The sequence below is a fragment of the Agromyces mediolanus genome (assembly GCF_044917495.1).
GTDB lineage: Bacteria > Actinomycetota > Actinomycetes > Actinomycetales > Microbacteriaceae > Agromyces > Agromyces mediolanus_B.
The window spans coordinates 1-21,353 of record NZ_JAVSSI010000020.1 but is presented as its reverse complement, the minus strand read 5'-3'; the positions used below and the strand labels follow the sequence as shown (position 1 = coordinate 21,353).

The 21,353-nt window shown below is 72.9% G+C and carries 23 protein-coding genes; 10 read left to right on the top strand and 13 right to left on the bottom strand.

Translation table 11 applies throughout. The annotated features are described in order from the left end of the window. Positions 1-34 precede the first annotated feature (34 nt). Genes ROT00_RS17800 through ROT00_RS17790 form a run of 3 tightly spaced genes read right to left on the bottom strand, consistent with a single transcriptional unit; the run spans position 35 to position 1,512 of the window. Complete coding sequence (locus ROT00_RS17800) at positions 35-700, bottom strand: SRPBCC domain-containing protein (protein WP_404776376.1); 666 nt, start codon at positions 698-700, stop codon at positions 35-37. 2 nt (positions 701-702) lie between these two features. Beyond that, complete coding sequence (locus ROT00_RS17795) at positions 703-1,092, bottom strand: ArsR/SmtB family transcription factor (protein WP_404776375.1); 390 nt, start codon at positions 1,090-1,092, stop codon at positions 703-705. A gap of 51 nt (positions 1,093-1,143) precedes the next feature. Continuing rightward, positions 1,144-1,512, bottom strand: coding sequence for a hypothetical protein (locus tag ROT00_RS17790; protein WP_230765457.1), 369 nt, complete (start codon positions 1,510-1,512; stop codon positions 1,144-1,146). Positions 1,513-1,579: 67 nt separating this feature from the next. Here ROT00_RS17790 and ROT00_RS17785 point away from each other — a divergent pair, with 67 nt between their 5' ends. Both ROT00_RS17785 and ROT00_RS17780 read left to right on the top strand, forming a co-directional pair. Beyond that, complete coding sequence (locus ROT00_RS17785; protein ID WP_404776374.1) at positions 1,580-2,092, top strand: SRPBCC domain-containing protein; 513 nt, start codon at positions 1,580-1,582, stop codon at positions 2,090-2,092. Between the two features lie 10 nt (positions 2,093-2,102). Next, complete coding sequence (locus ROT00_RS17780; RefSeq protein WP_404776373.1) at positions 2,103-3,200, top strand: AI-2E family transporter; 1,098 nt, start codon at positions 2,103-2,105, stop codon at positions 3,198-3,200. Here the strand turns inward: ROT00_RS17780 and ROT00_RS17775 are convergent. Then, a complete protein-coding gene (locus ROT00_RS17775; RefSeq protein WP_404776372.1) occupies positions 3,197-4,666 on the bottom strand; it encodes a DHA2 family efflux MFS transporter permease subunit in 1,470 nt (489 codons plus the stop codon). The genes ROT00_RS17780 and ROT00_RS17775 overlap by 4 nt on opposite strands. An 85-nt stretch (positions 4,667-4,751) precedes the next feature. Between ROT00_RS17775 and ROT00_RS17770 the strand changes: the two genes are divergently transcribed. Then, on the top strand, positions 4,752-5,354 hold the full coding sequence (locus tag ROT00_RS17770; RefSeq protein WP_404776371.1) for a TetR/AcrR family transcriptional regulator: 603 nt from the start codon (positions 4,752-4,754) through the stop codon (positions 5,352-5,354). Between the two features lie 76 nt (positions 5,355-5,430). On the opposite strand, the gene ROT00_RS17765 is transcribed toward ROT00_RS17770, so the two are convergent. After that, positions 5,431-5,994 (bottom strand): acyl-CoA thioesterase, encoded by a 564-nt coding sequence (locus ROT00_RS17765; protein ID WP_189085228.1) that lies wholly within the window; start codon positions 5,992-5,994, stop codon positions 5,431-5,433. 166 nt (positions 5,995-6,160) lie between these two features. Between ROT00_RS17765 and ROT00_RS17760 the strand changes: the two genes are divergently transcribed. After that, entirely contained in the window at positions 6,161-7,648 is a 1,488-nt protein-coding gene (locus tag ROT00_RS17760; protein ID WP_404776370.1) for a hypothetical protein, read from the top strand. Between the two features lie 392 nt (positions 7,649-8,040). Here the strand turns inward: ROT00_RS17760 and ROT00_RS17755 are convergent, their stop codons facing one another. Together ROT00_RS17755 and ROT00_RS17750 are read right to left on the bottom strand one after the other, a co-directional pair. Next, entirely contained in the window at positions 8,041-8,658 is a 618-nt protein-coding gene (locus ROT00_RS17755) for a hypothetical protein (RefSeq protein ID WP_404776369.1), read from the bottom strand. Then, complete coding sequence (locus ROT00_RS17750) at positions 8,655-9,365, bottom strand: hypothetical protein (protein WP_404776368.1); 711 nt, start codon at positions 9,363-9,365, stop codon at positions 8,655-8,657. Before ROT00_RS17750 ends, ROT00_RS17755 begins: the two co-directional genes overlap by 4 nt. Positions 9,366-9,445: 80 nt before the next feature. Here ROT00_RS17750 and ROT00_RS17745 point away from each other — a divergent pair, with 80 nt between their 5' ends. Beyond that, on the top strand, positions 9,446-10,174 hold the full coding sequence (locus ROT00_RS17745; protein ID WP_404776367.1) for an NADPH-dependent F420 reductase: 729 nt from the start codon (positions 9,446-9,448) through the stop codon (positions 10,172-10,174). A 5-nt stretch (positions 10,175-10,179) separates the two neighbouring features. Here the strand turns inward: ROT00_RS17745 and ROT00_RS17740 are convergent, their stop codons facing one another. The 4 genes from ROT00_RS17740 to ROT00_RS17725 all read right to left on the bottom strand — a co-directional run bounded on the left by ROT00_RS17740 (position 10,180) and on the right by ROT00_RS17725 (position 14,533). Beyond that, positions 10,180-11,310: a bifunctional 2-methylcitrate synthase/citrate synthase gene (locus tag ROT00_RS17740; RefSeq protein WP_404776366.1), complete on the bottom strand. Its 1,131-nt coding sequence runs from the start codon at positions 11,308-11,310 to the stop codon at positions 10,180-10,182. 76 nt (positions 11,311-11,386) lie between these two features. Then, the gene (prpB, locus tag ROT00_RS17735; protein ID WP_404776365.1) at positions 11,387-12,307 is read right to left on the bottom strand and encodes a methylisocitrate lyase; all 921 of its coding nucleotides are present in this window, start codon (positions 12,305-12,307) and stop codon (positions 11,387-11,389) included. 10 nt (positions 12,308-12,317) lie between these two features. Continuing rightward, entirely contained in the window at positions 12,318-13,856 is a 1,539-nt protein-coding gene (locus ROT00_RS17730) for an MmgE/PrpD family protein (RefSeq protein WP_404776364.1), read from the bottom strand. Positions 13,857-13,885: 29 nt separating this feature from the next. After that, positions 13,886-14,533 carry a GntR family transcriptional regulator gene (locus ROT00_RS17725; RefSeq protein ID WP_404776363.1) on the bottom strand — a complete coding sequence of 216 codons (648 nt, stop codon included), beginning with the start codon at positions 14,531-14,533 and terminating at the stop codon, positions 13,886-13,888. Between the two features lie 122 nt (positions 14,534-14,655). On the opposite strand from ROT00_RS17725, the gene ROT00_RS17720 reads away from it, so the two are divergent. After that, positions 14,656-15,972, top strand: a complete 1,317-nt coding sequence (locus ROT00_RS17720; protein ID WP_404776362.1) for an aminotransferase class V-fold PLP-dependent enzyme — start codon at positions 14,656-14,658, stop codon at positions 15,970-15,972. Beyond that, positions 15,969-16,421 (top strand): Fe-S cluster assembly sulfur transfer protein SufU, encoded by a 453-nt coding sequence (gene sufU / locus ROT00_RS17715; protein WP_404776361.1) that lies wholly within the window; start codon positions 15,969-15,971, stop codon positions 16,419-16,421. The genes ROT00_RS17720 and sufU overlap by 4 nt, the downstream gene beginning before the upstream one ends. 172 nt (positions 16,422-16,593) lie before the next feature. Here the strand turns inward: sufU and ROT00_RS17710 are convergent, their stop codons facing one another. Continuing rightward, positions 16,594-17,643: an enoyl-CoA hydratase/isomerase family protein gene (locus ROT00_RS17710; RefSeq protein WP_404776360.1), complete on the bottom strand. Its 1,050-nt coding sequence runs from the start codon at positions 17,641-17,643 to the stop codon at positions 16,594-16,596. A gap of 30 nt (positions 17,644-17,673) precedes the next feature. Here ROT00_RS17710 and ROT00_RS17705 point away from each other — a divergent pair, with 30 nt between their 5' ends. Next, positions 17,674-18,312 (top strand): LysE family translocator, encoded by a 639-nt coding sequence (locus ROT00_RS17705; protein ID WP_404776359.1) that lies wholly within the window; start codon positions 17,674-17,676, stop codon positions 18,310-18,312. 174 nt (positions 18,313-18,486) lie between these two features. Here the strand turns inward: ROT00_RS17705 and ROT00_RS17700 are convergent, their stop codons facing one another. Next, entirely contained in the window at positions 18,487-19,047 is a 561-nt protein-coding gene (locus ROT00_RS17700) for a YbhB/YbcL family Raf kinase inhibitor-like protein (protein ID WP_404776358.1), read from the bottom strand. 100 nt (positions 19,048-19,147) lie between these two features. On the opposite strand from ROT00_RS17700, the gene trhO reads away from it, so the two are divergent. Continuing rightward, a complete protein-coding gene (trhO, locus tag ROT00_RS17695; protein WP_404776357.1) occupies positions 19,148-20,041 on the top strand; it encodes an oxygen-dependent tRNA uridine(34) hydroxylase TrhO in 894 nt (297 codons plus the stop codon). A gap of 91 nt (positions 20,042-20,132) precedes the next feature. Then, positions 20,133-21,122, top strand: coding sequence for a siderophore ABC transporter substrate-binding protein (locus ROT00_RS17690; protein ID WP_404776356.1), 990 nt, complete (start codon positions 20,133-20,135; stop codon positions 21,120-21,122). Positions 21,123-21,353: the final 231 nt, after the last annotated feature.

The window sequence follows — 21,353 nt, the reverse complement described above, 5'->3', positions numbered from 1 at the left end:
GCTCGAGCACGGCGTGACGGCGCGAGTCCTCGGCTCAGGCGCCGGGCATCTCGCCCGTGTAGAAGCCGAACGTGGCGTCGGCGGCGCGCGCAGCGGTCTCGGCATCCGCGCCGGACGCTCGGTGCGCAGCAGCCCAGCCGTCGGCGGCTGCGCGGGAGAACGCCCGCCCCTCCTCCGACAGCATCCAGGCCATGGCGTCCTCGGGCGCGATCCTCGCATCCTGGGTGCCGAGGTGCAGAGCGAGCCCGAGCAGCGCCTGGTCCCAGCCGACACCGGTCGCCCCCGGGCCGAATGTCTGCCACATCTCTTCGGGGATGTCGCCGATGCGCGCGGTGTGCTCGAGCTCGAAGCGGGTGCGCGCGGCGTCGATCGACGCGAGGCGCACGGTCACCCACGACATCCCGCCGCCGTACTCCCAGGTGATGCGGTAGCTCGCGCGCCCGTCCGCGGGCGGCGAGCAGGCGAGCACCTCGCCGCCGGCGTTGCCCTCGAGCTGGTACCGCCCGCCGAGCTCGAGCGAACCGGTCACCGGCAGGAACCAGCGGGCGATGCGCTCCGGATCGGTCGCGGCCGCCCAGACGTCGGCGAGGTCCGCCGGGTACTCCTGCGCGACGATCTGGATGCGCGCCGGCTCGCCGTCGTGGTCCTCGGTCCGCAGCTCGCGCGTCACGGCGTCGATCTGCTCGTTCACGTCGACCATGGTCACTCCTCGTCTCGTGGCTGATCGGCCGGGCCGTCGGCCCGGTCGTGCACGTCGTCGGCGTCGAGGCGGCGGGCCCGCTGGCCGCGCTTCAGCTCGGTTCCGAGCGCGGCGAGCGGGCCTCGCCAGAAGCGCTCGAAGGGGCTGAGCCAGTCGCTGGCCTGCTGGAGGCCACGGGCGTCGACCGCGTAGAGCCGTCGCCGGCCGTCGACCCGCACCGAGGCGAAGCCCTGCTCACGGAGCACCCGCAGGTGCTGCGATACCGCGGGCTGGGTGATGCCGAACTCGGCCGACACGATCGCGCAGACCGCACCGGCGGGCGCCTCGCCCTCGGCGAGGAGCTCCAGGATGCGTCGTCGGACGGGGTCGCCGAGGACGTCGAACGCGTGCATGGCCTAATACTTACGCCCAGACTTATATAAGTCAAGGCGTAAATAACTTCATCAGAAGACGAAGAGCTGGCCGAGCACCAGGATGGCGATGACGAAGAGCGCGACGATCGCGCCGACGATCGCGAGCGAGCGGGCCGAGAGCTTCGCGATCGCGTAGCCGACGAGGATCGGCAGGGCGACGAGGAAGATCGTCACGAGCCACCAGAACGCCTGGTACGCGCCGGTGCCGACCTCTTCGAGCCGGCCCGCGAAGAGCTGCTGCGAGTGCGGGTGCGTCGCGAACGCGAACGCGGCCGAGAGCGGCACGGCGATGAGGGCCAGCACCACGAGACCGGCGAGCCAGCCCCAGAGTCCGGACTTGCCCTCGGTGATGTCCATGGCGGCTTCGCGCTTCGCGGCCGACGACCCCTTGCTACTCATGGCCTCGATGCTAGTGGTTCCGCGCGCCCGGGGTTAGCCTGAGGGAACGGACGACGAGGGGGTCGAGATGAGCGCCAAGCCCACCGGTCACTACGAGCTGAAGCCCGACGGCCGCTATCTGCAGTTCGACCGTCTCTTCCGAGCGCCCATCGAGGACGTCTGGTACAGCCTCACCAATCCGACCGCACTCCGCTCCTGGATCGGCACGTACACCGGCAGCCCGTCGACCGGGGGCGTCCGCTTCCGGATGACCGCGGAGAGCGAGGACGCCCCGTGGCAGAACGTGAGCATCCTGCTCTGCGAGGCGCCGCACCGCTTCCACCTCGACGTCGACAACCAGCCGAACGCGTGGCGGCTGCACTGCCACCTCCGCGAGGGCGGCGGCATGACGACGCTGAGCTTCGCCCAGCGGCTCGACGACTCCCTCGACGTCGGCGAGATCGGTCCCGGCTGGGACTACTACCTCGACCGGATGCACGCCGCCAGGCAGGGCCTCGCGATGCCGGAGTGGGGCGACTACTTCCCCGTCTTCGCCGCGCACTACCGCAGCCTCCCGGTCCCCGACGCCGCGCGCCCCTAGACTGACGCCCGTGAGAGCGGCAGATCGATTGCGGCGGCGTCCGGCGGCCGCGGAGTCCGGGGGCTCCTTCTTCGCGCAGCATCCGCTGCGATGGGGGTTCATCGTCACGCTCGGCGTGCTCCTGGCGGTCCTCCTCGCGATCGTCGTCGTGAATCTGCAGAGCGTGCTGCTCTCGGTGTTCATCGCCTCCTTCGTCGCGCTCGGCCTCGACCCGTTGATCCGCTGGTTCCAGCGGCACGGGCTGAAGCGCGGCCCGGCGATCGTCGTCGTCATCATGCTGTTCGTGCTCGTCGTCGTCGGCATCATCTGGGTGCTGATCCCGCCGCTCGTCTCGCAGGCCACCTCGCTCGTGACGACGCTCCCGGCGCAGGTGCAGCAGCTGCAGGACTCCGGCTGGTTCGAGCAGGCGAACGAGACCACGAACGGCCTGCTGTCGACCGTCGTGCAGTCGGTCGAGGACATCCTCTCCGACCCGAACGTGTGGGCCTCGATCGGCGGCGGCGCGCTCGCCTTCGGCGCCGCCGTGCTCGACGCCGTCTCCACCGGCTTCTTCGTCGTGGTGCTCTCGATCTACTTCATCGCGACGCTCGACGCCACGAAGCGGGCCTGCTACTCGCTCGTGAAGGCCTCGAACCGGGAGCAGGTCGAGAGCTACGGCGAGCGCATCATGCAGTCGGTCGGCAAGTACCTGAGCGGCATGGTGGTGCTCGCCTTCCTGAACGCGGTCTTCTCGACGATCCTGCTGAGCCTCGTCGGCGTGAAGTACGCGCTCGTGATCGGTGTGATCGCGCTCTTCGTGACGCTCATCCCGCTCATCGGTACGGTGCTCACCACCATCCTGATGACCGTCGTCTCCCTCTTCGTCTCGCCGACGGCCGCCCTCATCGTGCTCATCGCGATGCTCGTCTACATGCAGATCGAGGCGTACATCCTGACGCCGAAGGTGATGGGCAAGGCGGTGCAGGTGCCCGGCACGATCGTGCTGATCTCGGCGCTCGCGGGCGGCACGCTGCTCGGCCTGCTCGGCGCGCTCGTCGCGATCCCGATCTCCGCGGGCATCCTGCTGATCATCCGCGAGGTCGTCGTGCCGAAGCAGGCCCGCAGCTAGCGCTGCACCGCGTCGACGAGCTCGGCGCCGGGATCCCCCGCGGCCTCGGCCGAGTCATCCGCCGGCGCCGCCGCCGAGGCATCCCGGCCGCCGCTCCGACCGAGCGGCAGGAAGAACGCCGCGACGAGCGCGAGCACGAGCCCGGCCGAGCCGACGAGCACCGCGGGCACCGCGGCGTCGACGAAGCCGGTCGGGGTGAGCTCGCCGCCCGCGCCGGTGAACACCGCGGTGAGCACGGCGACGCCGAGCGCGACGCCGACCTCGCGGAGGGTGGAGTTCGTGCCCGAGGCCTTGGCGTGGTCGTCCTCGGGCATCCCCGCGAGCACGGCCGTCGACATCGGTGCGAAGACGAGCGACATGCCGACGCCGGCCATCAGGAAGGGGCCGATCAGCGCGCCGTACGCGACGTCGGGGTCGAGCTCCAGGGCGAGCCAGGCGAGGGCGGCGGCCTGCAGCGCGAGGCCGGCGACGATGAGGGTGCGGGTGCCGACGCGGGGCGCGAGGGCCCCGGCGATGGGCGCGATGAACATCGGCGCCAGGGTCCACGGCATGGTCTGCACGCCCGCCTCGAGCGGCGTCGCGCCCTGCACGACCTGGAGGAACTGGATGAGCACGAACACCGAGCCGAACATGCCGAAGCTGAACCAGAAGCCCACGAGGTTCGCCGCCGTGAAGCCGCGGTTGCGGAAGAGCCGCAGAGGCAGGAGCGGTGCCGGGGCGCGCAGCTCCCAGGCGATGAACGCGGCGAGCAGCACGGCGCCGGCCGCGAGCGAGCCGAGCACCTCGGCGCTCGACCAGCCGGCGTCGTTGCCGCGCACGATGCCGAAGACGACGCCGAGCACGCCGAGTCCGGCGAGGAGGATGCCGGGCACGTCGATGCGGACGCGGGCGCCGAGGGCGTTCGGCAGGGCGGCGAGGGCGAGCGGGATGGCGATGACGCCGACGGGCACGTTCAGCCAGAAGATGGCCTCCCAGTTCCAGCCCTCGATGACGGCGCCGCCGACGAGCGGTCCGAGCGCGACGCCGAGGCCGGCCACGCCGCCCCAGATGCCGATCGCCATCGGGCGGCGGCGCTCGGGCACGCTGCCGGCGAGGAGCGTCAGCGAGAGCGGCATGATGCCGGCCGCGCCGACGCCCTGCACGGCGCGGCTCGCGATCACCATCCACGGCTCGGTGCTGAGCGCGACGAGTGCGCTCGCGGCGGTGAACACGGCGAGCGCGATGAGGAAGACGGTGCGCCGGCCGATGCGGTCGCCGAGCGCCGCGGCGCCGAGGATGAACGCCGCGAAGGAGAGCGTGAAGGCGTTCACGAACCACTGCAGCTCCTCGATCGAGGCGCCGAGGTCGGCGGCCATCGCGGGGAGGGCGTTCGTGATGACGAGGTTGTCGAGCGTCGCCATGAACATCGGCAGGGATGCCGCGACGATCGCGAGCCAGACGGGGGTCCGGCGTGCGGTGGAGAACATTTCGGGGCTCCTCGGAGGGCGGTGGACGGCAAGGTGGTAATCGACTGATTACTTCATGGAGCGACTGTAGTAATCGACTGATAACATGTCAAGCATGGTGTCGAAGACGGACCGGATCCCGGCGACCGAGCGCCGCGAGCAGATCCTCGAAGCGGCCACTCGGGTCTTCGGCGAACTCGGCTACGCCGGCGCCACCACCGACCGCGTGGCGAAGGCGGCCGGCATCAGTCAGCCCTACGTCGTGCGCATGTTCGGCACCAAGGAGCAGCTCTTCATCGAGGTGCTCGAGCGCACCTGCGAGCTCATCATCGCGGCCTTCGACCGGGCGGTCGCCGACGAGGCGTCCGAGAAGCCCGTCGGCCCGCGCATCGGCGAGGCCTACGTCGATCTCGTCGAGACCGACCGGGGCGTCCTGCTCGCCCTCATGCAGGGCTTCATCCTCGGCCACGACCCGAACATCGGGCCCGTCGCCAGGCGCGGCTTCCTGCGCATCTACGACCGCATGCGCGACGTGATGAGCCCCGACGAGGCCATGCGGTTCATGGCCCAGGGCATGCTGATCAACACGCTCATCGCCTCGAACCTCACGACCCGCATCGACGAGGACGAACGGGTCGACGAGCTCTTCGCCTGCACCTTCGGCGACAAGCTCGGCATCGTGCTCGAGGGGCTGAACCGCACGGCGTGAGCAGCCTCGCGGGTGCCGCGGCGCCGCCCTCGCGAGGCGCCCCGGCCAGCGGCTCAGCTCACGCGCACCCCGAGGCTCAGCTCCAGACGGACGGCGCCTCGGCGCGGGTCGCCGGCAGGGCGACGTCCTGCCCCCAGCGCTCGATCCACTCGGGCAGCCCGTCGCCCGGGCCCGCGCCGAACGCCTCGACGACCTCGGCCATCGGCACCGTGCCGCCGGACTTCTTCAGGAAGCGCCCGCGGATGAACCCCTGCGCGTAGATCTCCGGCCGCCCGTCGGCGCCCTTCTTCACGAAGCGCTGCTCGACGTACACGGCCTTGTCGTCGAAGCCGAGCACCCGCGATTCGATCGTGAACCGCTCCCACAGCTGCAGCGACTTGCGGAAGGTGATCGTCTCGCTCGCCACGACCGGGTACCAGCCGCGCTCCCGCATGATCCCCCAGACGCCGTTGCGGACGAGCATGTCGAAGCGCGCGACGTCCATGATCGAGAAGTAGACGCCGTTGTTCATGTGCCGGTTGATGTCGAGATCGGTCGGCAGCGTGATGAAGCGCGTGCGGGCCACGTCGTAGTGCCCGAGGTCGGGCCTGCGCCGCGAGAGGAACAGCACGTGGAGGAGCGTCCGGAAGAGCATGTGCATGAGCACCGAGCGTAGGCCCGTTCGCCGGCGGCGCGGCATCCCTTGAGGGTCGGCACAGCCGGCCCCGGGATGCCTCGGCCCGCCCTTGTGCGGAATCGCCAGCCGCCGCGCGGCCGATGCCGATGCCGCCCGGTCGGCGGCCCGCTAACGTATTGGCGTGCTCGGGATGCTGCGGACGACGGGGCGGGCGCTCGCCTCGCACTGGCCCGCGCTGCTCGCCTGGTTCCTCGCGGGCACCGTCGCGCACTACCTGCTGATCGAGCTCGCGGGCTACGTCGGCGCCTTCACCGCGGCCGGCGGCCTCGCCATCCTGCCGCTCGCGATCCTCGCGAGACTCGGTTCCTTCGTCGCCATGTTCCTCGTCGTCCGCGACAGCCTGGCTCGCCTCTCGGCGCTCGCGCCCCGGCCGTCGGCCCGCGGCGAGCGCCGCCGCGAGTTCGTGCGCGCGCTCCTCGGCGGGGTGCTGCCGTTCTTCGCGTTCTACGCCGCCTGGGGCTACCTGCGTCAGGATGCCGCGCAGTACGCCGCACGGGCGCTGGAGGTGCAGACCGGTCCGCTCTGGCAGGCCGTCGTCGATGCGCTCGAACGGGGCGAGACGGGCGCGTACACCCCGCCCGACACGAGCGGCACGGTGCTCGAGCTCGGCTTCGACGCCGTGACCATCACCGCGATCGTCCTCGCCTTCGCGGCCCGCTGGGCCCTGAAGCGGGCCGCCGCCCGCCTGCCGCGGTGGACCGCGCTGATCGCGGTCTACCTCGAGGCCGTGTGGGTGTTCCTGTCGGTGCTGCTCGTCTCGCAGGCGCTCGGCGCGATCGACGGCTGGGTGCAGTCCCGGCAGGCGATGGTCTGGCTGGGCGAGCTGCGCGGCTGGATCGGGGAGCACCTGCTCGTCGTCGCCTGGCTGTGGGAGGGCGTCGAGTGGCTCCTCGGCGAGCTCGGCGGCATCGTGCTGCTGCCCATCGCCTGGCTCACGATCGCGGGCGTCGTCTACGGGCGCGCCGTGTCGGCCGCGGCACCGCAGCTCGGCGGTCGGCTCGTCGCGGGCGCGCGGACCCGCTGGGGTGCGTTGCCCTCGGGTGTGCGGCGCCAGCTCGCCGACGTGTGGGGCGAGTTCGCGTCGCGGTTCCGGCCGATCGGGCGGGCGCTCGTGCTGATGTGGCGGGCGGGCCCGGTGCTGATCGGCGCCTACGTGCTGCTCGCGACGGCGGTGGTCGCGCTGCAGCAGTTCCTCCAGCTGGCGCTCACGAGACTCATCGGGCCGCACGAGTTGTCGAGCTTCTGGCTCGTCGCCGACACCGCGCTGCTCATCCTCGTCCCCCTCGTCGTGGAGCCGATCCGCATCGCGCTCGTGGCGGGCGCGTACGACACGGTGCTCGCGCGGCTCGACGACGCCCCGGCGTCGCCCGCGACGTCGGCGGCTCCCGCGACTCCCGCGGCTCCGGCGACTCCTGCGGCTCCGGCGACTACCGCGGCTCCCGCGACTCCCGCGGCTCCGGCCGCCGGGTCGATCGGCTCAGAGCCCGAGACGGAAGCGGGGGAAGGCCGGGAGCTCGTCGGCGACGACGAGATCGAGGTCGAACGTCTCGCCGCTGCCGGCGGGCACGACGAACGGCGCGACGATCTCGAACGGCGCGGTTCCGCTCCCCGCGCATGAGTCCGCCGAACGGTCCCCGGACCAGTCCGTCACGGCGAGTCCGGCGGAGTTCCACTGCCGCTCGGACCCGCCGGCTTCCCGGAGCGTCGGGGGCAGGCAGCTGATCGCATCGGCGCCCGGGCGCACCTCGATCGTGGCCCGGTAGACCACCGCGCCGTCGGGGAGATCCGCGTCGTCGGGCGGGTCGAGCCGCTCGATCCGGGCGGGGCCCCACTCGGCTCCGCCGAACGCGACCGTGTCGCCCGGCTGGACCACGACGGGCTGCGACGGGCGGCCCGAGAAGTAGTCCCACCACTCGCCCCAGCCGAGCACGAGGAACGTGGCGGGGAGGAGCACCGCCGCGGCGATGAGCGGGACGAGGTTGCGCCGCCACCAGCCGGCGCGCGGACCGCTCACGATCCGGCCCAATCGATCCTCGGGAGCTCGACCTCGCCGCTCGGCTCGAGCTGCGCCAGGTCGAACGGCACGACCAGGAGGGAGTCGAGCCGCGTGTCCGCCGAGATGGCGAAGGCGAGGCTCGCGGGCGCCGCGCCCTCGGCGGCCGCGGCATCAAACGTGCCGGGCGGCAGCTCGAAGGCGACCGCGCCGCTGCGCGGCAGGCCGACCGCGAGCGCCGTGCGCAGGAGGGAGCCCGGCGGCCGCTCGCTCGCCCGGTAGCTCCGGCCGTCGAACTCGAGGACGGCGGAGCCGAGCAACGCCGCCTGCTCGGCGACGACGGCCTCCGCCTCCAGCTCGACGACGAGCCAGTCGCCCTCCGCCCGCCAGCCCCCGTCGACGACCGTCCGGGCCGCGGCGAGCCCGGTCACGACGATCGCGAGGTTCCGGCCCTCGGCCCGCTCCCCCGGCGCCGCCTCGACGACGAACGGCCGCTCCGCGGCGTCATCGCCCGGCGTCACCGCCGCGAGCCCCCACGCCGCGGCGAGGAGGGCCGCTCCGCCGAGCGCGGGCAGCCACCGGCGCCGCGCCGCCGTCCCACGCGAGGACGCCTCGCCCCGCGCGCGGCGGCTCATCGCCCGGCCTCCGGGCCGGCATCCGGGTCAGGGTCCGCACCGGCATCCGGGTCGGGCTCCGCCCCGGCATCCACGTCGTCGATGACGAGCTCGACTGTGGCCGCGGCCACCGGGTCGCCCCAGCTGGTGCCGCTCGTGACGAAGCTCCCCGTGGTCAGCGTCTGCTCGTGCACGACCACCCGGATCCGCTCCCCGTCGGCGAAGCGGTCGGCGTCGACCGCCCAGACCACCGCGAGTCGCGCCGGGACGCCCGGTTGCAGCCACGGCCGCACGGTGGCGTCGTCGTATCGCGCGATCGACGCGGGCGGCTCGCCGGGCAGCGCCTCGATCGAGACCGCCGTCGCGAGTCCCCCGGTCGCCGCCGACGCGATCGGCTCGGTCCAGCGGTTCTCCGCCTCGAGCACGATCCCGAGCACGCGCTGGCCGGGCTCGACGATCACGCCGGCCGCCGAAAGCTCGTCGAGCAGCACGGCTCGCTCCACGGTCAGCTCGAACTGCGCCCCGCGGTAGGGCTCGCCCGCAGCGAGCGGGACGGGGCCCGGTTCCCGGGCGGTCGCCATGCCGCCGAACGCGGCGGTCGCCACGAGGAACGCGCCCGCGCCGATCGAGGCGAACCACTTGGTCGGCACCCGATCGCCCGCCGCACGGAGCCAGCGGAACCGCCGGCCGGTGCCGGTCGTCGCTCGCCGCTCGGGTGAATCGCCCACGCTGAGCAGCCTAGAGGGCGGCGGGCGCCCTCGTCGGCCCGGCTGCGGAATTGGGATCCCGAATCTCCGATGGTCCGTTCGTGCGACCCTGGCGCTTGCGCTCGTGCAGGCGTACGCTTCCAGGCACGCCACCTTTCTGGCATCCCGAGCCGCGCACAGAGAACGAGGAATCCATGACCGTCGCCATCATCGGAACCGGCAGCATCGGCTCCGCACTCGCACGCGACCTGACCCGAGGCGGCGAGCGCGTCATCCTCGCCGGCACCGACGGGGCGAAGTCCGCGGCCCTCGCCACGGAGCTCGGCGACCTCGCGTTCGCGACGAGCGTCGCCGACGCCATCGACGCCGCCGACGTCGTCGTCTTCGCGGTCTGGCTCGACGTGATGCAGCAGCTCGTCGACGAGCACCGCGCGCGGCTCGTGGGCAGGATCGTCGTCGACCCCTCGAATCCGATCGCCCCCGACGGGAACGGCGGATTCGTGAAGATCATCGACGAGAGCGCCTCCTCTGGCCGGCTGATCGCCGACGCGCTGCCCGACGGCGCCGCGTTCGTGAAGGCGTTCGGCAGCCTCTCCGCGGGATCGCTCGCCGAGGCCGCCCACCAAGATCCGGCGTTCGTCCTGTTCTACGCGACGGACGATGACGCCGCGGGCGACACGGTGGCCGGACTCATCCGCGCGGCGGGCTTCGATCCGGTGCGCGCGGGCGGGGTGGATGCCTCGATCCGCATCGAGGTGTTCGGCGCCCTGCACGAGTACGGCGCGCTCGGCCGCACGGTGCACCGCGAGGAGGTGCTCGGGCTCGTCTGAGCGCCCTACTTGGCCGGTACGTGCCGCTCGTCGACCCCGTTGTAGACGGAGAGCGGCCGGATCAGCGCGTTCGAGGCGAGCTGCTCCCGGACGTGCGCGGTCCAGCCGACGACCCGGCTCGCGACGAACAGCGGGGTGAACGTCGGGGTGTCGAAGCCCATCAGGTGGTAGGTCGGGCCCGCCGGGTAGTCGAGGTTCGGCTTGATGTTCTTGCGCTCCCCCATGGCCTGCTCGAGCGCGACGTACACCTCGAGCAGCTCGGGGCGGTCGAAGTGCTCGATCATCCGCTCCATCGCGTCGCGCATCGTCGGCACGCGCGAGTCGCCGTTCTTGTACACCCGGTGGCCGAAGCCCATGATCTTGCGCTTCTCGGCGAGCGCGGCGTCGAGCCAGGCGACCGCGCGCTCGGCGCCGCCCTCGCCCGCTCCGATCTCGTCGAAGGCGTGCATGACGGCCTCGTTCGCGCCGCCGTGCAGCGGCCCCTTCAGCGCTCCGATCGCCCCGGTGACGGCGGAGTAGAGGTCGCTCAGCGTCGAGGCGATGACGCGCGCCGTGAAGGTCGAGGCGTTGAAGGAGTGCTCGGCGTAGAGGATCATCGACACGTCGAAGGCGTTCACGACCGCGAGCTCGGGCGCCTCGCCGAAGGTCTGCCAGAGGAAGTTCGCCGAGTAGCCGAGGTCGTCGCGGGGCTCGACGAACTCGAGCCCGTGGCGGCGGCGCTGGTCGTAGGCGACGATCGAGGGCAGCTTGGCGAAGAGCCGCATCGCCTTGTCGAGGTTCGCCTCGGGGGTGTCGACGGGCGTCTCGGGGTCGCTCGCCCCGATGACGCTGACGGCGGTGCGCACCACGTCCATCGGGTGCGCCTCGAGCGGCAGCTCGTCGATGATGCGCTTCGTCTGGTGGTCGAGCCCGCGGTGGCGGCGCTCGAAGTCCTCGAAGGCGGCGAGCTCGGCGTCGCCGGGCAGCTCGCCGTGCCAGAGCAGGTACGCCACCTCCTCGAAGGTGCACTGCGCGGCGAGCTCCTGCACCGGGTAACCGCGGTACAGCAGGGAGTTCGTCTCCGGGTTCACCTTCGAGATGGCGGTGTAGTCGACCGGCACCCCGGCCAGTCCCTTGAAGATCTCCTGCTCGGTCATTCGTGCTGCCCTTCGTTGGGAACGGTCGCCGTCGTGCGGCGCGGTCGACGGCCGGGCGGGTCGCCCGGCCGGTGGTTCAGCCGGCGCGGCCCCCCGGGGTGTCGCCGACGGTGAAGTTGAAGACCCCGGAGTCGAAGCGGTTGTAGCCCTCGTAGTCGATGAGCTCGTAGAGCTCGGCGCGGTGCTGCATGTCGCCGAGCTTGCCCGTGAGCGAGCCCGCGGCCTCGAGCTCGTCGAGCCCGCGCATCGCGGCGCCCATCGCGAGCCGGAGCAGCGAGACCGGCCAGATCACGAGGTTCATGCCGACGTCGCGCAGCTGCGCGACGGTGAAGAGCTCGCTCTTGCCGAACTCGGTCATGTTCGCGAGGAGCGGCACGTCGACCGCTTTCCGCACCGCCTCGAACTCGGCGAGCGAGCGCATCGCCTCGGGGAAGATCGCGTCGGCGCCGGCGTCCACGAGCGCCTTTGCGCGGTCGACCGCGGCCTGCGGCCCCTCGACGGCGGCGATGTCGGTGCGCGCCATGATCAGGAAGTTCGGGTCGCGCCGGGCGTCGACGGCGGCGCGGATGCGCTGGAGCGCCGTGTGCTCGTCGACGACCTGCTTGCCGTCGAGGTGCCCGCAGCGCTTCGGGTTCACCTGGTCCTCGATGTGGAGGCCCGCGAGGCCGGCGTCCTCCATCTCCTGCACGGTGCGGGCCACGTTCATCGGTTCGCCGAAGCCGGTGTCGGCGTCGACGATGGCGGGCAGCTCGGTCATCCGGGCGATCTGCTTCGCGCGGCCCGCGACCTCGCTGAGCGTCGTCAGCCCGATGTCGGGCAGCCCGAGGTCGGCCGAGAGCACCGCCCCGGAGATGTACACGCCCTCGAAACCGCGCTGCTCGATGAGCCGGGCGGACAGCGGGTTGAACGCCCCGGGGAAGCGCAGCAGCTCGCCCGTGGCGAGCCGGGCGCGGAAGGCGGCGCGCTTCTCGTGCGCCGGCGTCGTCGCGTACAGCATCGGCGGCCTCCTAGAACAGCCCGGTCGGGATCGCGAGGCCGGCGAGCACGCCGGGGCCCGCGGTGATCGTGAGGCCGACGAGCTCGTCGGGCGAGAGCTCGGGCAGGCGCTGGGCGAGGTCGAGGAAGCGCTCGATCTCGGCCGGCTCGAGCACGCCGTCGGCGAGCAGGCGGAACTTCTCCACGTACTGCTCGCGGGCGAAGGGCCGGGCGCCGAGCGGGTGGGCATCGGCGACGGCGATCTCGTCGACGATCTCGCCGCCGTCGGCGAGGGTGATCACGACGCGGCCGCCGAAGGCCTTCTCGGCGATGTCGAGCGAGTGGTAGCGGCGGGTCCACTCGGCATCCTCGACCGTCGTGATCTTGCGCCACAGCGCGACCGTCTCGGGGCGGTGCGCCCGCTCAGGCGAGTAGGAGCGCTCGTGGTGCCACGCGCCGTCCTGCAGGGCGACCGCGAAGATGTACGGGATCGAGTGGTCGAGCGTCTCGCGCGACGCGTCGGGGTCGTACTTCTGGGGGTCGTTCGCCCCCGAGCCGATGACGTAGTGCGTGTGGTGCGAGGTGTGCAGCACGATCGACTCGATGCGCTCGGGGTCGTCGAGGATCAGCGGGTAGGCGTCGTGGAGGCGGCGGGCGAGGTCGATCCACGCCTGCGCCTGGTACTCGGCCGAGTGCTCCTTCGTGTAGGAGTCGAGGATGGCGCGCTTCGCCTCGCCGCGCTCGGGCAGCGGCACCTCGTAGGCGGCGTCGGGGCCGTCGAGGAGCCACGCGATGACGCCGTCCTCGCCCTCGTAGATCGGCACGGGGCTCGTCTCGCCGCGCATGGCCCGGTCGACCGCCTCGACGGCCATCTTCCCGGCGAAGGCGGGGGCGTGCGCCTTCCAGCTGGAGATCTCGCCCTTGCGCGACTGGCGGGTCGCGGTGGTGGTGTGCAGCGCCTGGCCGATCGACTGGAAGATGGTCTCCCGGTCGAGGCCGAGCAGCGTGCCGATGCCGGCCGCCGCGCTCGGGCCGAGGTGGGCGACGTGGTCGATCTTGTGCTTGTGCAGGCTGATCGCCTTCGCGAGGTCGATCTGGATCTCGTAGCCGGTCGCGATGCCGCGCACGACGTCGCGCCCCGTGAGCCCGCGGGCGGCGGCGAGGTGCTGGGCGACGGCGACGATCGGGGGGATGTTGTCGCCGGGGTGCGAGTACTCCGCGGCCAGGAAGGTGTCGTGGTAGTCGAGCTCGCGCACGGCGACGCCGTTCGCCCAGGCGGCCCACTCTGGGCTCGTGCGGCGGGCCGGGTCGGCGCCGAAGACGGTCGCGCCCTCGCCGCCGATCGAGACCGGGTGGGCGAAGGCCTGGCTGCGCGCCGAGATCACGGGGCGTCGGGTGAGGGATGCCGCGGCGACCGCCGCGTTGTCGATGACGCGGTTCACCACCATGTCGACGACGTCGGCGTCGAGCTCGACGGGGTCGGCGGCGAGCTCGGCGAGCTGCCAGGCGAGCTGGCCCTCGCGGGGCAGGTGCTCGTCGCTGCGGTGCGTGCGCAGGTGGTGCGTCTGCATCGGGGGTCCCTTCGGTGGTGCGGTCGGTGTCAGGCTACGCTCCGCCCGCCGATGGAGGCGAGGGCGTGACGAAGGCTCAGGTGCAGGTGGACGTGGGTGGCGTGCGCCGCGAGTGAGGCGTCGCCGTCGATGATCGCGTCGACGATGAGGAGGTGCTCCTCGGCCGCACGGCGGAGCCGTTCGGGGTGGTGCCGGGCGAGTCGGCGCACGCGCGCGGAGTGCAGGCGGGCGCCGCGGAGCGCCGCGGTGAGCAGCGGGTTGCCGGCGGCGCGGTCGACGGCGTCGTCGAGCTCGGCGATCGCCGCGTAGTACTCGGCGAGGCCGTCGCCGCCGTCGAGCCGCTCGGTGGCGGCGACGATGCGCCGGCGCACGGCGAGGAACGGCGCGGGGTCGCGCCGTTCGGCCGCGAGTCGCGCCGCGCGCTCCTCGAGGGCCTCCCGCAGCTCGTAGAGCGCGGCGATGCTGTCGGCGCTGAGCTCGGCGACGACGAGCACGCGCGGCGAGGCGGCGGTCGCGAGCCCATCGGCCTCGAGCCGGGCGAAGGCCTCGCGGACCGGGGTTCGGGAGACGCCGAGGCGGGCGGCCTGCTCGACCTCGCCGAGCGGGGCGCCGGGGGCGAGGTCGCCGTCGAGGATGGCCTCGCGCAGCTGCCGGTACGCGCGCTCACTGGCTCGCATCCGCACCTCCCCGCTTGATGTATACATTCCGACGCTATCACACGGTATCGTTCGCGATTTCTGCACGGAATGTATACATGCATCCGGCCCTCACCCACCCGCCGCATGGGACGATGGAAGGGATGAGCAGCGACACCATCGGCGCCCGGCGCATCGCCGACCTCCGCCTCGAGTTCCCCGTGTTCCGCGACGGGGGCGAGCACGCGCCCGCCTACCTCGATTCCGCGGCGACCTCGCAACGCCCCGCCCGCGTGCTCGACGCCGAACGCGACTACCTCGAGCACCACCTCGCCCCGGTGCACCGCGGGGCGAGCGCCGCCGTCGGCCGCTCCACGACCCTCTTCGAGGACGCCCGCGCCACCGTCGCGCGCTTCATCGGCGCCGGCGAGCGCGAGCTGGTCTGGGCCGAGAACGCCACCGACGCGCTGAACATCGTCGCGCTCGGCATGGCGGATGCCTCGGCCGGGCTCGGCGGCGCCGAGGCATCCCGATTCGCCCTCGGTCCGGGCGACGAGCTCGTCGTGATCGAGGCCGAGCACCACGCGAACCTCATCCCCTGGCAGCGCCTCGCCGCCCGCACGGGGGCCGCCCTGCGGCCCGTCCGGGTCGACGAGCGCGGCCTCTGGGGCCCGGCGGAGCTCGCGGCCGCGCTGTCGCCGCGAACCCGGGTGGTCGCCTTCGCCGAGGTCTCGAACGTCACCGGATTCCTGGCCCCGGTCGCCGAACTCGTCGCCCTCGTGCGCGAACGCTCCCCCGAGGCGCTCGTCGTGCTCGACGCCTGCCAGTCGGTGCCGCACCGGCCGAGCGACCTCGCCGCCTCGGGCGTCGACTTCGCCGCGTTCTCCGGGCACAAGATGCTCGGGCCGAACGGCATCGGCGGCCTGTACGGCCGCGCCGAACTGCTCGACGCGCTGCCGCCCGCCCGCACCGGCGGGTCCACGATCACCCGGGTGACGCTCGAGCACGCCGAGTTCCTGCCCGCACCGCACCGCTTCGAGGCCGGCACGCAGCCGGTGTCCCAGGCCGTCGCCCTCGCCGAGGCCGCGCGCTACCTCGACGAGCTCGGCATGGCCGAGGTCGCCCGGCACGAGTCCGCGCTCGCGGCCCGCATGGTCGAGGCCGTCGCCGCGCTGCCCGGCGTGCGACTCATCGGCCCGCCGCCCGGCGAGGAGCGCGCCGGACTCGTCTCGGTCGTCGTCGACGGCGTGCACGCCCACGACGTGGGCCAGTACCTCGACGAGGCGGGCGTCGTCGTCCGCGTCGGCCACCACTGCGCGCAGCCGCTGCACCGCGCGCTCGGCGTCACCGCGACGACCCGGGCGAGCGCCCACGTCTACACGACGGAGGACGAGGTCGACCGCTTCATCGACGCCCTCGGCGGGGTGCGCCGCTTCTTCGGCGTCGCCGGCGCCGGCGAGCAGGCGGAGGTCGTGGCGTGAGCGGGCTCGAAGGGCTCTACCAGCAGATCATCCTCGACCACTCGAAGGCCAGGCACGGCGACGGGCCGCTCGAGCACGCGGCCGCGGAGCACCACGAGTACAACCCGACGTGCGGCGACGAGCTCACCATGCGCATCCGCCTCGACGAGTCGGGCGAGCGCATCGAGGAGCTCGCCTGGCAGGGCGACGGCTGCAGCATCTCGATGGCCTCGGCGTCGGCGCTCGTCGACCTCATGGCCGGCCGCACCCTCGCGGAGGCGGGCGAGCGCATCGACGCCTTCCGCGCGATGCTGCGCTCGCAGGGCGCGGGCGAGCCCGACGAGGAACTGCTCGAGGACGCGATCGCGTTCCATGGCGTCTCGAAGTACGTCATGCGGGTGAAGTGCGCGATGCTCTCCTGGGTCGCGCTCGAGGCCTGCCTCGCCGAGGCGCGCGCCGCCCGCGGCTGACCGCCGCCGACCTTCCCTCCCCCGACCCCGACCCCGGCCCCGCCGTTCCACGCGTGCATTTGCGAGTTGCACGCCGAACCGCACGGCGCGCCGGCGCCGACCGGCGCGCCCCCGAGATCGTCGTGCAACTCGCAGCGGCGCGGCGCCCGCCCGCCCGCCCGCCCGCCCGCGATCAGATGAACACGCCGCCGCCGGGGGCGGGGGTCACCAGCACGCGGCCGGGCAGGTCGAGCGGCACGTCGCGGATCTCGGGCGGGTTCCAGCGGGGCGAACGGTCCTTGTCGATGACGCGGGCGCGGATGCCCTCGTGCAGGTCGGGCTGGTCGAGGAACCAGCTGACCGCGCGGAACTCCTGCTCCAGCGCGTCCTCGAGCGCGGGCAGCGTGCGCGCCCGGCGGATCGAGGCGAGCGTCACGGCGAGCGCCGTCGGCGACAGGGTCTCGAGCTCGTCGGCGGCGGACTCGGCATCCTCGTGGCCGTGCTCGCGCAGGCGCCGCACGATCTCGGCGACCGTCTCCGCGGAGTAGCAGGCGTCGATCCAGTCGCGCGCGAGCGCGAGCTTCGAGGGGCCGGGGGTCTCGTCGAAGAGCATGACGATCTCGGCGGGGCTGCCCGGGTCGGCGCGCTCGGCGAGGGCCTGCACGAGGTGCGGCAGCCGCTCCGAGGGCACGTAGGCGTCGGCGAAGCCGGCGTAGAGGGCGTCGGAGGCATCCATCGTCCTGGCGTTCAGGCCGAGGTGCACGCCGAGCTCGCCGGGCGCCTTCGCGAGCAGCCAACTGCCGCCGACGTCGGGGGTGAAGCCGATGCGGGTCTCGGGCATCGCGACCCGGGAGCGCTCGGTGACGATGCGGATCGCGGCGTGCCCGGCGAGGCCGATGCCGCCGCCCATCGTGATGCCGTCCATGATCGCGACGACGGGCTTCGGGTAGCGGGCGATCGCGGCATCCAGCCGGTACTCCGTGCGGAAGAAGGCGCGCGCCTCCTCGTGCCCGTCGCTCGTCGCGTAGCCGTAGAGCTCGCGGATGTCGCCGCCGGCGCAGAAGCCGCGCTCGCCCGCGCCGTCGAGCACGACGAGGCCGACCTCCGTGTCGCGCCGCCAGGCCTCGAGCACGCCGGCGAGCTCGCGCACCATCTCGAAGGAGAGGGCGTTGATGGCCTCGGGCCGGTCGAGCGTGACGTGGCCGACGCCGTCGGCGACCGTCGCGGAGATGTGGGGGCTCACACCGCCACGCTAGCGGAGTAGCATCCTCGCATGGTCCCCGCCTCGAACCTCTGGGCGTTCGTCGCCGCCTCGGTCGTGCTCATCGTCGTGCCCGGCCCGAGCGTGCTGTTCGTCATCGGCCGATCGCTCGCGCTCGGCCGCGTCGGCGGCCTGCTGAGCGTCGTCGGCAACGCGCTCGGCATGATCCCGCTCGTCGCGGCGGTCGCGCTCGGCGTCGGCGTCGTGGTGGCGCAGTCGGTGGTGCTGTTCACGGTCGTGAAGATCGTCGGCGCCCTCTACCTCGCCTACCTGGGCGTGCAGGCGATCCGGCACCGGAAGGATGCCTCGGCCGCGATCGCCGGCCGGGTGGCGCGCCGTTCGCCGTGGCGGCTGCTCGGCGAGGGCTTCCTCGTCGGCGTCACGAACCCGAAGACGATCGCGTTCTTCGTCGCGGTGCTGCCGCAGTTCGTCGACTTCGGCGCGGGCGCGATCCCGCTGCAGCTCGCGACCCTCGGCGTCGTGTTCGTCGTGCTCGCGCTCGCCTGCGACTCCGTGTGGGCGCTCGCGGCGGGCTCGGCGCGCGACTGGTTCGCCCGCTCGCCGAAGCGCGCGGAGCACCTCGCGGCCACGGGCGGCGTGATGATGATCGGGCTCGGCGGCGTGCTCGCCCTGAGCGGCAGCAAGCACTAGCCGGCCGTGCCGTCGGACCGCCGCGCGAAGTCGCACGAACGGTCCCGGTGCCGGGCCGGAGTCGACGGTTCGTGCGACTCCGCGTCGTGGAGTCGCGCGAACGGAGGCCCGGACGGCGCGGGAAGGGCGGTTCGTGCGACTTCGCGCGGCGGTACGACCGCGCTGCCGCGCGCCTCAGGCCGCGTCGGCGGGGTTGACGTCGGTGCCGATCAGGATGCCCCGGGCCAGCCCGTGGAAGAAGCAGTTGAAGCCGAGCACGGCGGGCGTCGCGACGGCCGGGTCGAGGTCGAGGTGCGGCACGTCGAGGGCGTGCACGGCGAAGTAGTAGCGGTGCACGCCGCTGCCGGCGGGCGGGCCCGAGCCGCGATAGCGGGGCTCGCGGTTCTCGTTCTGCAGCACGAGCGCGCCCGCGGGCAGCGCGCCCGTGGCGAGCGCGTCGGGGGCGCCGGCCCCGGCAGCGAGGCTCGTCACCGAGGCGGGGATGTTCGCGACCGCCCAGTGCCACCAGCCGGACCCGGTCGGCGCGTCGGCGTCGAAGCAGGTCACCGCGAAGCTCTTCGTCTCGGCGGGGAAGCCCGACCAGTTGAGCTGCGGGGACACGTCGCCGCCCCCGCGGCCGGCTCCGCGCTGCGCCTCGGCGAGCGGCTGCCCCGGCTCGAGGTCGGCGCTCGTGAGGGCGAAGGAGCCCATCGGCCGCAGCTTCTGCAGCTGCTCGTACGGGTCGAAATCGAACATCGTCGTCCTTCCGTCGTGCGCCGGGCCGCCGTCCGTTCCGCGGGGCACCGGCATCCGGGTTCCGCTCCAGCCTATGCGGCGGCCCACGTAGGATTTCGGGGTGGCCGTCGCCAAGATCCTGCTGTATTACGTCTTCACCCCCATCGCCGACCCCGAGGCGATCCGCCTCTGGCAGCGCGACCTCGCCGAGTCGCTCGGGCTCCGCGGGCGCCTCCTCATCTCGAAGGACGGGCTGAACGGCACCCTCGGCGGCGAGCTCGGCGCGCTCAAGCGCTACGTGCGGAAGACGCGGGAGTACGCGCCGTTCCGCCACATCGACTTCAAGTGGAGCGAGGGCAGCGGGCTCGACGAGGCGGGCGGCAGCCGGGACTTCCCGAAGCTGAGCGTGCGGGTGCGCGAGGAGATCGTGTCGTTCGGCGCACCGGGTGAGCTCGTCGTCGATGCGGACGGCGTGGTCGGCGGCGGCGCCCGGCTCGACCCGGAGGCGCTGCACGAGCTCGTGGCGGAGCGCGGCGAGGAGGTGGTCTTCTTCGACGGGCGGAATGCGCTCGAGGCGGAGATCGGCCGGTTCCGCGGCGCGGTCGTCCCGGATGCCGAGACCACCCGCGACTTCGTCCGGCTGCTCGACCGCGGCGACTTCGACCATCTGAAGGACCGCCCGGTCGTGACCTACTGCACGGGCGGCATCCGCTGCGAGGTGCTCTCCGGGCTCATGGCGAGCCGCGGCTTCGGCGAGGTGTACCAGCTCGAGGGGGGCATCGTCCGCTACGGCGAGCGCTTCGGCGACGACGGCCTGTGGCAGGGCTCGCTCTACGTCTTCGACGGCCGGGGCTCGGTGGATTTCAGCGACCACGCCGAGGTGATCGGCCGGTGCGTCGGCTGCGGGGTCGCGACGAGTCGCACCGCGAACTGCCCGGATGCCTCGTGCCGGGTGCAATCGGTGGTCTGCGAGGGGTGCACGACGGTCCCCTGCACGGTGCACGCCGGGGTTTGAAATTCGCTTTCGATTAAGGTTAGCCTCACCTTAGTCGACGCGACGAGGGGTCGGCATCCCACTGCACACTCCTACGAACGGGGACTTCAGCATGCCCAGACGCCAGTCGATCATCGCCGCCGCCGGGGCGCTCGCCGCGGCGAGCCTCCTCCTCGCCGGCTGCGCGAGCGGCACGGCCGAGGCCGAGCCGAGCACCGCCGCCGCCACCTCGGTCACCATCGAGGACAACCACGGCGAGGTCGAGGTCCCCGTGAACCCGAAGCGCGTCGTCGCCCTCGACAACCACGTCTTCGAGACCCTCTCCGCCTGGGACATCCCCCTCGCCGCCGCCCCCAAGGGCGTCATGGGCACCGACATCTGGCCCGAGTACACGGGCGACGAGGCCGTGCTCGACGTGGGCGCCCACTTCGAGCCGAACCTCGAGTCGATCGTCGCCGCGCAGCCCGACCTCGTCATCGGCGGCTACCGCTTCGCCGAGTCCTACGACCAGATCGTGAGCCAGAACCCCGACGCCGCCGTCATCGAGATCGCGCCGCGCGAGGGCGAGGACCCGGCCGCCGAGCTCGTGCGCCAGGTCGAGATCCTCGGCCAGATCTTCGACCGCGAGGACGAGGCGGCGAAGATCGTCGCCGACTTCGAGCAGTCCGTCGCCGACGCCAAGGCCGCCTACGACGGCACCTCGACCGTCGTCGGGCTGATGACCTCGGGCGGCGAGATCTCCTACATCGCCCCGGTCACCGGCCGCGGCCTCGGCATGCTCTACCCCGCCCTGGACCTGAAGCCCGGCATCGAGCAGGCCGCCGACGACACCTCGCACGGCGACGACATCAGCGTCGAGGCGATCGCCGCCGCGAACCCCGACTGGATCGTCGTGATCGACCGCGAGGGCGCCATGACCGACGCCGAGGGCTACGTGCCCGCGAAGCAGCTCATCGAGGGCTCGGAGGCGCTCGCCAACGTCACCGCCGTGAAGAGCGGCCAGATCGTCTACGTCGACCCGGCGTTCTACCTCCGCGAGGACATCCAGACCTACACCGGGGTCTACGAGCAGCTCGCGAAGGCGTTCGGGGCGGCATCCTGAGCCTCGACACGTCCCACGCTCGGGCGGCAGACCCCGCCGCCCGGCCGGAGGGGGGGGGCGGTGGGGGGGGGGGGGGGCGCGGGGGGGGCCCGGGGGGGGGGCTCCCCGCGGGGGGGGGGGGGGGGGGGGGGGTTTTCTTGGGGGGGGGTGTGTTGGTGTGCGGCCACACGAAAAAAAAAACCCCGCCCCCGCCCCTTAAAAAACGCCCCAACCCCCGCGCGCCCGCCCCGC